The organism is Opitutia bacterium, assembly GCA_016217545.1.
Lineage (GTDB): Bacteria > Verrucomicrobiota > Verrucomicrobiia > Opitutales > Opitutaceae > Didemnitutus.
Genome location: JACRHT010000016.1, coordinates 683,915 through 695,806 on the forward strand (window position 1 = coordinate 683,915; position 11,892 = coordinate 695,806).

The 11,892-nt window shown below is 66.7% G+C and carries 9 protein-coding genes; 3 read left to right on the top strand and 6 right to left on the bottom strand.

What is annotated here, in order from left to right; all coding sequences use genetic code 11:
* Positions 1-6: 6 nt before the first annotated feature.
* The 4 genes from HZA32_15185 to HZA32_15200 all read right to left on the bottom strand — a co-directional run bounded on the left by HZA32_15185 (position 7) and on the right by HZA32_15200 (position 5,184).
* Positions 7-1,038, bottom strand: a complete 1,032-nt coding sequence (locus tag HZA32_15185) for an NAD-dependent epimerase/dehydratase family protein (protein ID MBI5425422.1) — start codon at positions 1,036-1,038, stop codon at positions 7-9.
* Positions 1,039-1,175: 137 nt separating this feature from the next.
* Complete coding sequence (polX, locus tag HZA32_15190) at positions 1,176-2,939, bottom strand: DNA polymerase/3'-5' exonuclease PolX (GenBank protein ID MBI5425423.1); 1,764 nt, start codon at positions 2,937-2,939, stop codon at positions 1,176-1,178.
* A 23-nt stretch (positions 2,940-2,962) separates the two neighbouring features.
* On the bottom strand, positions 2,963-4,210 hold the full coding sequence (locus tag HZA32_15195) for an AMP-binding protein (GenBank protein MBI5425424.1): 1,248 nt from the start codon (positions 4,208-4,210) through the stop codon (positions 2,963-2,965).
* Complete coding sequence (locus tag HZA32_15200; protein ID MBI5425425.1) at positions 4,192-5,184, bottom strand: o-succinylbenzoate synthase; 993 nt, start codon at positions 5,182-5,184, stop codon at positions 4,192-4,194. Before HZA32_15200 ends, HZA32_15195 begins: the two co-directional genes overlap by 19 nt.
* 88 nt (positions 5,185-5,272) lie before the next feature.
* Here HZA32_15200 and HZA32_15205 point away from each other — a divergent pair, with 88 nt between their 5' ends.
* Both HZA32_15205 and HZA32_15210 read left to right on the top strand, forming a co-directional pair.
* Positions 5,273-6,835 (top strand): IMP dehydrogenase, encoded by a 1,563-nt coding sequence (locus HZA32_15205; GenBank protein MBI5425426.1) that lies wholly within the window; start codon positions 5,273-5,275, stop codon positions 6,833-6,835.
* Between the two features lie 173 nt (positions 6,836-7,008).
* The gene (locus tag HZA32_15210) at positions 7,009-8,781 is read left to right on the top strand and encodes an immunoglobulin domain-containing protein (GenBank protein MBI5425427.1); all 1,773 of its coding nucleotides are present in this window, start codon (positions 7,009-7,011) and stop codon (positions 8,779-8,781) included.
* A 6-nt stretch (positions 8,782-8,787) separates the two neighbouring features.
* On the opposite strand, the gene HZA32_15215 is transcribed toward HZA32_15210, so the two are convergent.
* Positions 8,788-9,717 carry a hypothetical protein gene (locus HZA32_15215; GenBank protein ID MBI5425428.1) on the bottom strand — a complete coding sequence of 310 codons (930 nt, stop codon included), beginning with the start codon at positions 9,715-9,717 and terminating at the stop codon, positions 8,788-8,790.
* Between the two features lie 165 nt (positions 9,718-9,882).
* On the opposite strand from HZA32_15215, the gene HZA32_15220 reads away from it, so the two are divergent.
* Positions 9,883-11,406, top strand: coding sequence for an adenylosuccinate synthetase (locus HZA32_15220; GenBank protein ID MBI5425429.1), 1,524 nt, complete (start codon positions 9,883-9,885; stop codon positions 11,404-11,406).
* A 60-nt stretch (positions 11,407-11,466) separates the two neighbouring features.
* On the opposite strand, the gene HZA32_15225 is transcribed toward HZA32_15220, so the two are convergent.
* The gene (locus HZA32_15225; protein MBI5425430.1) at positions 11,467-11,832 is read right to left on the bottom strand and encodes a helix-turn-helix domain-containing protein; all 366 of its coding nucleotides are present in this window, start codon (positions 11,830-11,832) and stop codon (positions 11,467-11,469) included.
* Positions 11,833-11,892 lie beyond the last annotated feature (60 nt).

Genomic DNA, 11,892 nt, shown 5'->3' on the forward strand with positions numbered 1-11,892 from the left:
TTGGGCTCAAAGCTGAATTTCCCGCAGCCAACCCGCCTGTTCGCGGTGCCACGCCACGGTGCGACGGAAACCCTCCTCGACCGAAACCTGCGGCTTCCAGCCGAAAAGGCGGTCCGCCTTCGCGATGTCCGCCCAAGTCTCCTTCATGTCGGCGGCATGCGGCGGCTTGCCGGCGAGGGTCGCTTTCCGCCCGAGTGCAGACTCGATGAACCCGATGATCGTGTGCAGATTCACGGGATTGTTGCCGCCGCCGAGGTTGACGATCTCGTAGCCGACCGGCCGCGCCGCGAGGATGGTGCCGCGCGCGATATCGTCGACGAACGTGAAATCGCGCGCCTGCGTGCCATCGCCGAAAAGCTCGATCGGCTGGCCGCGCGCGATCCATTCGATGAACCGGAACGGCGCCATGTCCGGCCGGCCCGCGGGCCCGAACACCGTGAAGTAACGCACCACCGTCGTATCGATCCCGTAGAGCTTGTGATATGTGTAGGCCATCACCTCCGCCGCCTTCTTGGTCGCCGCGTAAGGCGAGAGCGGCGTGTTGACCGGCTGGTCCTCGGTGAACGGCATCGGACACCCCGCGTAGAGCGACGAGGTCGAGGCGAGCACCTGCTTTTTCACCCCGTGCCGCCGCATCGCCTCCATGACATTCAGCGTGCCGTGCGCGTTGGTGGAGAGATAGACGTGCGGGTTCTCGAGGCTGTAACGCACACCGGCGCGCGCCGCCAAATTGAAGACCGCATCGAACTTGAACTCGGCAAACAACGCCTTGAGCGCGGGCATGTCCTCAAGATCGAGCGCGCGAAATACAAAACGCCCCTTCTGCACCGCGCGCCCCGCGTAGCGCGACTGGCGCGCCGCGCCCGGCGCGAATCCCTCCGCTTCGCCGAGGAGCCGCGCGAGCCGGTAATCCTTGAGGCGTGGGTCGTAGTAGTCGTTCAGGTTGTCCACTCCGACGACGGTGTGCCCCGCCGCGAGAAGCTGCTCGCAGACATGGGAGGCAATGAAACCCGCCGCACCGGTGACCAAGTGGATCATCGCGCGCAGCTTGGTCATCGCCGCAATCAACTACAAGCCCGCGTGAGCCGCTGCCCTTCCGTGGACTCGCCGCGACTGCGCAACGCAGCCGGCCGGCACGCAAGACAGCGCAACCGCAGAGATCTCGTGCCGAAGCCCTACCGGCGCCGCGCCACCAGATACGCCTGCACTTCCGCCAGCGAACGCGTGTTGATCACCTGCTCGCGTATCAGCCAGCCCTTCCGCGCGGCGGCGACGCCGGCCTTGAACCACTGCAACTGGTCGGTCGAGTGCGCGTCGGGATTGATGCTCGTCAGCAAACCGCGCGCCGCGGCGCGCCGCCACAGCCGCCAATCCATGTCGAGGCGCCACGGACTCGCGTTGAGTTCGATGATGACGCCGTTCGCGATCGCCGCGTCGATGACCTTCTCGGCGTCGACGTCGTAGCCCGGCCGCTCCAGCAGAATGCGGCCCGTGAGGTGGCCGAGCATCGTCACGTGCGGATTCTCAATCGCACGGATGATGCGCGCCGTCATTTCCTCGCGGCCCTGCTTGAACGACGAGTGCACCGACACGACCACGTAATCCAGCGTCGCGAGCACCTCGTTCGGAAAGTCGAGCCGCCCGTCCGGCAGGATGTCGACCTCGCTGCCCGCGAAGACGTGCGTCGTGAATTTCTTCGCCGTGTTCAGTTTACGGATCGCCGCGACCTGCGCCGCGAGCCGCGCCTCGTCGAGGCCGCGCGCCTGGAAACTGGCCTTCGAGTGATCCGCGATGCCGAGATAATCCCAACCGAGCTCCTGCGCCGCACGGACCATTTCCTCGAGCGTGTTGTGCCCGTCCGATTCGGTGGTGTGGTTGTGAAACACGCCGCGCAAGTCGCCCTCCTCGAGCAACCGCGGCAGCGGCCCCGCTTCGGCGGCTTCGATCTCGCCGAGACCTTCGCGCAGCTCCGGCGAAATGAAATTCAATCCCAGCGCGCGGAACAGCTGCTCCTCCGTCTTGATCTCGGTCTTCCGCCCGCGCTCCTCCGCCTTCTGCTTCGCGGTCCCCTCGCCTTCCGCCGGCACGAGCCCCCACTCGCTCATGCTCAGCCCGCGCTGCAACGCGCGACCGCGCATCTGGACATTGTGGTCCTTCGAGCCGGTGAAATGGTGCAGCGCAAACACGAACTGCTCCGGCGGCACGAGCCGCAAATCCGCCTGGATGCCCGAGTGCAGCCGCACGCTGGCCTTCGTCTCGCCGTGCGCCGTGACCTCCTTCACCACGGGCAACTTCACGAACCAATCCACCACCGGCTGCGGCTCCCGCGTCGCGACCAGAAAATCCAGATCGCCCACCGTCTCGAGCCGGCGCCGCAAGCTCCCCGCATGCTCCGCCTGCTCCACCTGCGGCAGTGCGCGCAGGCCGGCCAGAATCGGCTCCGCGACCTCCCAGGCCTCCAGCCAGACATGTCGCTTTCCATAGGCGGCGCGGTTGGCGATGCCCTCGAGAATCTTCGCCTGGGTCTTATCGCCGAAACCCGCCAGCGCCGCGACCTTGCCGGCCTTGCAGCCTTCCTCGAGCTTCGCGATCGAGTCGATGCCGAGCTGCTCGTGCAGCGCCTTGATCTTCTTCGGCCCGACGCCGGGAATTTCCAACAGCTCCACCAAACCGGGCGGCAACGACGCCTTCAGTTTCTCGTGGAACTCCAACTTTCCCGTTGCGTGCAGCTCGCCGACTTTTTGCGCGAGCGCCTCGCCGATGCCTTTGACTTCATCGAGCGTCCCGGCCGCGACGCGCGCGGCGATTTCCTCCTCGCTCATCGACTCGATCAGACGCGCGCCGCTCGCATACGCGCGAATCTTGAACGGATTCTCGCCCTTCAACTCGAGCAGCGTGGCGATGTCAGTGAGGACGGCGGCGATCTCGGCTTTCTTCATCGTGGAAATTCGGAGCCGAAAACCTACGCAGACGACCGACCCGCGCCAGCGAGAAGCGATGTCTCGGCCAAAGCGCGAAGCTCCACGCGGTTCAGCTTCCCCGCTTCGCTCTGCGGCCAGCGCGACAGAGCGACGTAGTCCTTGGGACGCTGCGCGGGCGACAACTCCCGCAGCGCCGCCGCTCGCGCCCGCTCGAGATCGAACTCCGCGTGCGCCGCGTAAACGGCCACCACGCGCTCGCCCCACTCGCGATCCGGCACGCCGACGACGGCGAGTTGCGCGGTCCCGGTCGCGGATTTCAGCACCGCCTCCACCGCGAGCGGCTGCACTTTCTCTCCACCGGAAATGATGACCGCATCCCTCCGCCCGAGCACGTGGAGGCGACGCGCGCCGTCGAAGCGCCCGACATCCGCCGTCTCGAACATCTTCCGCTCGTGCCGCCAGTCGGGGTAGTAGCCGCGAAAAAGCGAACGCCCGCTCACGCAGATCGCGCCATCCTCACCGAGCACGACGCGCGCATGCGGCAGCACCGTTCCCGAGCTGCGCTCGCCGCGCGCGAATTCCTCCGGCCGCAGCGCCGCGACCATCGCCGCCGTCTCGGTCATGCCGTAGCTGAGCGACAGCGCCACGCGAGCCTCGGCCGCGCGCTCGAGCAACTCCGGCCACGCCGGCGCGCCGCCGAGGAACACGATGCGGAAACTGCGCAGCCATTCCGCCGCCGCGGGATCGCGCAACAGCCGCTCGAGCTGCGTCGGCACGAGCGACAGCACCCAACCGTCTGCGCGCGCCGGCAAATCCGGCCGCAGACCCGCTTCGATTTCCTTCCAGCTGCCCGGGACGAATTCGCCCCCGGTCGTCGCACAGCGCATCCACGCCATGAAGCCGCTGACGTGGTAAAGCGGCAGCAGCCCCAGCGCATTCACGCGCGCGAGACCGAAGTGTTGCGTGAAGCCCTTCACCGCCGCGGCGATGGTGTAGCTGTCGTGCCGCGCGAACTTCAACCGTCCCGATGAGCCGCCCGTCGGAATCATGAGCCAGCCGAGCCCGAGTTGCGCCTTCGTGTTTTCTCTCGACGCAAGCGGCAACTGCTCGAACGCCGCGCGTTGCGCGGCGCTCCACGCCGGGTTGCCCAGGAAAACTTCGCCCTCGCCGGCCGCCGCGCGCGCGAATTCCGCCCGAAACGCCGCGGCGTCCGGCGCCGCGATGAGCACCCGTTCCCCTGCCGAAGGCGACTCCGCGCCGAGCAGACGCGCTAGCTCGCGGCGTTCCATAGTGACTCCGGATTCACGTGCGCGCCCCACGACGCGTCGAGCAGCGGCCCCACCGCCGGGCCGTCCCACAGCGGATCGCCGAAAATCTCACCGACGCCGAAGCCCAGCGGGCGCACCGTCAGCTTCTGGGCAAACGCCGCGCGGAGGATTTGCGCGCGCGCCAGCGCCGACTCGATCGCGCTCGAAAGCACGAGATCGGGTTTCGTCTCGTGCGCCCACACCACGAGTTCGTCGAGCGGCCCGGCGAGCGCCGGTTTGATCACGAACACCCCCGGCCAGCCGCGCGCCTGCCACTCGCGCGCGGCGGAGAGGCCCGTGACGGACTCGTCGAGCGCGAGCTTCACTGGATAATCCGTCGCGAGCCCGAGCAGCGTATCGGCGTTCATCACCGGTTGCTCGACGAATTCGATCGGGCGCTCCGCGCAAAACTCCAACCAGCGCGTCGCATCGCGGTTCGACCAGCCGCCGTTGGCGTCGAGCCGGAGCTTCGCGTAGCTCGGAAGTCGCGCGAGCAAATCGTCGAGCAGCGGCAGCTCCTCCTCCGGGCGCGCCACGCCGACCTTCCACTTGAAGGCGAGGAAACCCGCCTCGAGTTTCGCCTCGAGCGCCGCCAGCACCGCCTTGCCCGCCGGAAGCAGCGCCGCCACCGGCAACCGCTCGCCGTTTGGTTTTGCCGGCAACTCGTGCGCGAGCAGCGCGGCCAGCGCGAAACGCACGCACGTCATCCGCTCCGGCACGTCCGAGACCGCGCTCGCCGTCAGCGTGTCACCGAGACGCGCGCAAGCCTCCCGTGCTTCCGCCAGCGTCTCCGTGCCGAAATCCGGCAGCGGCGCCACCTCGCCGTAGTGCACGGCACCGTCCGCGCCCTCGGCCCGGAGCAGGATCCCCTCGCGCTCGCTCCACAGCCCGTGCGCCGTGCGCAGCGGAGTGCGCAAGGGGCGCCGATACACGCGATGATTGAACCGCAGGGACATCCCCGCCAAGGAAGACGGCGAAGACGCACTTGGCAAAGTTTCTCGTTGAGGTTCCGACAGGCCGGAGTATTTCGCTAACGGCAACACCATGACGAAGTCTGTTGCCGACGAATCCGATTTCTACCTGCCGGCCGAGCGATTTTTCGCCGCCCATGCTCCGAGTGCGCTGACCTACGACGACGTGTCGCTCGCCACGCTGTTCAGCGACATCCTGCCGAAGGACGCAGACACCTCGACCTCGCTCGCCGACGGCCTGCGCCTGCAGATCCCGATCATCTCGTCCGACATGGACACCGTCACCGAGTCTCGCATGGCGATCTCGATGGCGCTGAACGGCGGCATCGGCCTCATTCACTACAACCTCCCGGCCAAGGACCAGATCAAGGAAGTCGCGCGCGTGAAGCGCCACGTGCACGGTCTCATCCAGGATCCGATCACCGTCCAGCCCGACGCGACCATCGCGGACGTGCTCCAAATGATCGAGCAGCGTCGATTCGATTTCCGCACCTTCCCCGTCGTTGAAGAAAGCGGCAAACTCGCCGGCCTGCTCTCCGGCAACCTCGTCAAGGAGCGCTACAAGTCCAAGAAGGTCGCGGACGTGATGACGCCGCGCAAACAGCTAGTCACGGTGCAGGAAAAAGCGCTCGGCGCTGACCCGATCAAGGAAGCGGACAAGTTCTTCACCGAGCACGTCGGCATTCACAAAATTCTCGTTGTCGACACTCAGGACCGCCTCCGCGGCCTCGTCACCAGCTCCGACGTCGAACGCATCACTTCCGAAGCCAAGTCCCGCCGCAAGCCTGCGCGCGACTCGCAATTCCGCCTCGTCGTCGGCGCCGCCGTCTCTCCGATCCGCAAGCCCAACGGCGAGCTCGACCGCGACAAGGTCATCGCCCACGTCGGCGCGCTCGTCGAGGAGGCGGTCGACTGCGTCGCCGTTTCCACCGCGCACGGCCACACCGCCGGTGTGGGCGACGTCGTGCGCCTCATCCGCGGCGCGTTCCCCGCCCTGCCCATCATCGCCGGCAACGTCACGAGCGGCAGCGGCGTGGAGTTCCTCGCCGATTGCGGCGCGAACGCCATCAAGATTGGCCAGGGCCCCGGCTCGATTTGCACGACGCGTGTCGTCGCCGGCGTCGGCATCCCGCAACTCACCGCGCTCCACGTCGCCGGCCGCGGCGCCGCAAAGAAAGGCGTCAAACTCATCGCCGACGGCGGCATCACGAAGTCCGGCGATATCGTGAAGGCGCTCACGCTCGCCGACGCCGTCATCCTCGGCGGCTTGCTCGCCGGTTGCCGCGAGGCGCCCGGCGAAATCATGGAGATCTCCGGCAAGCTCTATAAGCAATACCGCGGCATGGGCAGCCACGCCGCGATGAAGGCCGGCTCCGCCGCGCGCTACGGCCACGACAAGAACGACACCGTGCGCAAGGTCGCCGCCGAAGGCATCGAGGCGCTCAAGGAAGTTTCCGGCTCCGTCGACGACGTGCTCAACACCCTCATCGGCGGCGTCCAATCCGGCATGGGCTATCTCGGCGCCAAGACACTCCCCGACCTCCGCGCCAAAGCGCGCTACGTCCGCGTAACGCCGGCCGGCCAAAAAGAAGCCGCCCCGCACGACGTGATCGAAGTCGCGACGCGCAAGGGCTGATCAACTCCGCGGCCGGCGCCCGCTCGCTCACACGCCGCAACGAAACGCGCTGCGCGCTCAACGTCTCGCGTGATCGCTCCCCGGGGAATTTCGCGTTGCGCCGCGCGGCGGCGGCGCGAGAGATTTCCCACGCGCAGTCCGGCGGGGCCAAGCAGGACGAAACGCGTCCTTCCATGAACACATTCCGGTGCCTGCGGGCGCTTTTTTCCTCGTGCATCTCAGCCGTTGTCGCCGTTGCCGGCGCGGCTGGACCGTCGTCCGCGAACGCCGATGACGCGGCGCAACTCGCGGCGCTGGCTCGTGCGGACGGGCGCACCCTCGACGCGAACGCCAACCTGATTCCGGCGCCGCTCGACCGCGCCATGACAACGCAGCGACTCGCGGACGGTCGCGAGATTGCGGTCCCCATCGGCATGAGACTTGTGCCCGCCGATGCGGCGACCGGCACCGCGTCCTTCTTCGCCGGCATCTACGAAGTCACGCAGGCCGAATACAGCGCGTTCCTCGTCGCGAACCCTGACGTCGCCACGCCGCGCGCGTGGGCCAGCCGCGAATGCCCGGCCGCCACCGCCAATTTCCCCGTGACCGGCATCTCGCACGCCGACGCCCTCGCCTATTGCGCGTGGATCGAGGCCGGCACCGGCCGCGCCGTGACGCTGCCGACGGCAGCGCAGTTTGCCGCACTTGCACGCGGGAGCCAACGCTCTCGGTCTGAGGACTTTTTGCCCCTTCATGCGGTCGGATCAGACCATCACGACATCAGCGCCCTCGGCTGCTACGACACCGCCGGCAACGCCGGGGAGTGGCTCCGCGATCAAAGCGGTAGCTCTGCCGACGACCGAATCGGTTATCGGCTGGTCGCGCGCGCGTATGAATCCGCGATTGAGCGAAAAACGGATGCGTCTCTGTTCGATGCCGTCGTGACGCAGGCGAACGCACCACAGAGCCCTCCACCTGTGCCGTGGATCTCGGAATGGATACGAATCACCCGTCAACCGATCAGCCGCGGCGTATCGCCCGGCACGTCGGTCGATTTGGAAATTGAAGCCGTCTATCATCAGGGCGCCGACGAAGGCCCGATCTCCAACCCATCCTGCCAATGGCTCAAAGACGGCGTGGTGATTCCGGGCGCGTCGAAGCTAAAACTCACGCTGCAGAATGTGCAGGAGAAGGATGTGGGCGTTTACCTATGCTTGATCTCCACGAGTGCCGGGACACTGACCCAAACTTCCGAGCCGGCCGTGATCGCGCTCGGCACCACCGGGACCGCCCCGCGCATCACGCGCTCGCAGCCGGAAGTCTTCGTTCCCAGCGGCGGCACGGCGCTGGTCTCGTTCGATTTCGCAGCGGCCTACCCCAACGCGGCGGTTTGGGAATACAGCTATGCCGTCGTTGGAGATCACCCACCAACGGCACCGGACATCCAAGTTTCCCAATCGGAGACGAGCGCCACCGCCACTTGGCGCAATGTGCCGCGAGACGGACAAACGACGTTGATCATTCGTATCTTCACCGCCTACGGCACGGCGGAAGCATCGACGAAGGTCACGGCGGTCAACGACGGCGCGGCGCCGTCGATCAGCCGTCAGCCCTCGGGCGCTACTGTTACGCGCGGCGGCAGCGCCACGCTCTCCGTGACCGCCAGCGGCACGCCTGCGCCCAGCTTCCAGTGGTCGCTCAACGGCAACGCGATCGCGGGGGCAACGTCAGCCTCGCTTTCACTCGCCAACATTCAGGACGCCAACACCGGAGCCTACAGCGTCACGGTGAGCAACGTCCTCGGCAGCGTGACCAGCACAACGGCGAACATCTCCATCGCTGCGCCGGCACCGACGCCGAGTGGAAGCGGTGGAGGTGGCGGCGGTGCGCCCGGCATCGGCTTCATCGCCGCAATGGCTGTCCTCACGCTGCTCCGCATCGTCGGCGATCGCCGCTCGCGACGCTGAAGTCGTTCAGTCCACCCGCCACTCGAGCCACCAGCGCGCGGTTGCGCCCGGCGCGAGCAGGCCGAACTGCTTCCAATCGTTCACCGCCTGCGCGAGCGAATCCGGCGCGCCATTCGTCGGCTCCAGCGCGACGTGGTGAATACCACCGTGTCCCCGGTTCAGCCACAGGCCGAGCATCGGCGCGGCCGCGACGTCCCAGCGCAGCTCGAGCCGCGCGCCGCTGCGCTCGTTGGCGATCGCCGCGCGGCCCTCACGCAACGGTCCCGCGAAGCCCTTGATGCACCCGCGCGGCATGCCCGGCGTCTCGAGTCGATCGAGACGAAAACCCGGCTGCGGTTCTGGGTAGTTCCAGAGTTCGCCGTGCGCGATCGGCCCGGTGCCGATGCCGCCGTTCACCCGCAGCACGCTCACCTCGGCCGGCAGCTCCAAGCGATCTCCCTCCTCGATCGTGAGCAGCGGATGCACGCACCACACATATTCCTCCGGGCCGGAACCGACGTTCGTTAGCGCGTAATCGAAGCGAAATCCCTCCGCGAAGGCGGAGACGGTGCGACGAAAACGCAGCGGAGTGACCGGCAGGTCGACCGTGGAAGTCAGTCGCCCGACGGCGCGTTCCGCCGCATCGAGCGACCAGCTCTGAAACCAAACTTCTCCGTGATCCGGCACGCGGCGGCCCCGCCATTCACACGCGGCCACGCTCGGCACACACTCGTCGATGCCCGCCTGCGGACTCGCGCCGAAATCCGAACCCGGCGCGCTCGGCCACAACCAACGCACGTCGGGCCGATGCCAGCACCACTCGCGCCCGCTGCGGCGACCGCGCAGGCCGATGACGCGCCCGCCGAGCTCGGGCACCATCGCGAGTTCGGCGGTCGGAGTGCGCAGTCCCACGACCTGGAATCCCTGTTCGTTGCCGGTGAATACCTCCGCCTGCATCCCTCCCGTTTACGCCTCGCGCCGCCGAGCGTCGAGCGTGCGCCGTGGCGGAATTTCGCTCGGTTGGTGACGCGCACGACAGGGGTTTAGCCTTGCGACGGGAAGCGCGCTCGCGTTTTAGCTGTTCGGCAACTGGGGACTCACTTCCTGGCTGCCCTCCCCAGCATGTCGCTCACGCCGTTTAGCAGCCAATTGATCGCGGACGTCGGCATTTCCTTCGGCGACGAAGGCAAAGGCCGCCTCATCCCGGAGGTCGTGCAGGAGCTGCACGACACTCCCGCCGCCGTCTCCGTTGTGTTCAAGGTCAACGGCGGCTCCAACTCCGGCCACACCGCCGGCGGCATCAAGCTGAACCTCCTCCCGGCCGGCGTCGTCGAGAAGAGCGTCGCGCACCTCGCCATCGGCGCCGGCGTCGTCGCCGATCCGCGCAAAATCCTCTGGGAGGCGCAGCCGCTCGAGCAGAAAGGCTACGCGATCTTCAGCCGCCTCGTCATCGACGAGCGCGCGATGGTTTCCGATCTTTCGCACCGCCTGCTCGACCTCGCGTGGGAGGACTACCGCGTGAACGTCCTGAAAGAGGAGCCGCGCGGCTCGACTGGCCGCGGCATCACGCCGTCCTATCAGGACGAGACCGGGCAGTGGCAGATCACTTTCGCCGATTTCCTCGGCGGCGAGAATTTCTTCAAGCGCAAGATCGCGGCGCGCGCCGACCGCGCGCTGCGCACCATCCAGCACGTCTGCCAAGTCTCGCCCGCGACGTGGGACAGCTTTTTCGAGAAACTCACCGCCGCCGAACAGCGCGCGAACGCCGAGGCGGTCGAGATGGGGCTCTTCGCCAAGAGCGACTTCGATTTCCTGCGCTTCCGCGGCACGACGCCGTTCACGCTGAACGTCGACGAACTGGCGCGCGTGTATTGGGAAACCGGCCAGCGCCTGCGCGTCAACATCGGCGAAGTCCGCGAACTCGTCCTGCGCGAGCTCGCCGCCGGCCGCTCGATCGTCGGCGAATTCGGCCAGGCCTACTGGCTCGACAAGCGCCACGGCTTCTCGCCTAACGTCACTGCTTCGCACACGTTCACTCCGGAGTTTTTCGAAAGCGCCGGCGTGCCCGTGCAGCCGATCCACACCTTCGCGGTGGCGAAAGCCTACGACACCAAGGTCGGCACGCACACATTCATCACGCAGATGGACGACGCGCTGCCCACCTGCCAGCGCCTGAAGCAAATCGAGTTCGGCACCACCACCGGACGGCAGCGCATGGTCGGCTGGTATGATGCCGTGGAAAAGGGCGACGCGCTCCGCTACGGCGGCTATCAGGATCTGATGATCAACAAAATCGACGCGCTCACCGGCGCCGACGAATTGTTGATCTGCACCGCCTACACCGACGCCGCGGGCAAACGCTACGCGCACGTCCCGCGCAACGAGGCACTGCGCAAGACGCTCCGTCCCATCTACGAGAAACACGCCGGTTGGACGCAGGATATCTCGAGCGTCCGCCGCTTCGGCGACCTGCCGCGCGCGGCCCAGCTCTACACTGCCGCGATGGTCCGCAGCCTAGTCACGGTGGCCTACGGAGATCGCCTGCCGGCCGCGCTGCCGAACCTGCGCTACCTCGGTGTCGGTCCGCATCCCTCGCAAATCATCAAGGATGTGCCCGCGACCGCGGACCTCATTGCGCTGAAATAACAAAGCCGCGCTGGCCCGCGCGGCTTCGGAAATAGGGAATTTTTGGCGAAACGCGCGCGCTTACTTGCGCGCCTTCACGAGGCCGAGTTCCTTCTTGATGTTCTGCACGCTGGGCAGGGAGATATTGAGCGCCTTGGCGATTTCGCCGCCGGTCTTCCCGGCCTGCACGAGCGCCTTCAACTCCTTTTTCGTTTCGGGAGTGATCTTCGCGCGCGGCTTGCGACCCGTGTTGCCGGTGGTTTTCGCGGCCTTCGCACCACCGGTCTTCGCGGCGCTGCGCAACGCGTCGATGAACGCGTCCATCGACTTGAAGCCAAACTTGCCCGGCAGGCCGAGCAACTTGCGATTAAAGCCAGCCAGCTCCTTCTCCAATTTGGACATCTGGCGCTGATATTCCTGCAGTTTCTTGAGTTTATCGGTAACCATATGGCAGGACATTGCAGACCGACTCCGCTACAGCAAGGGTCAATAAAGCAGCCGTGAACC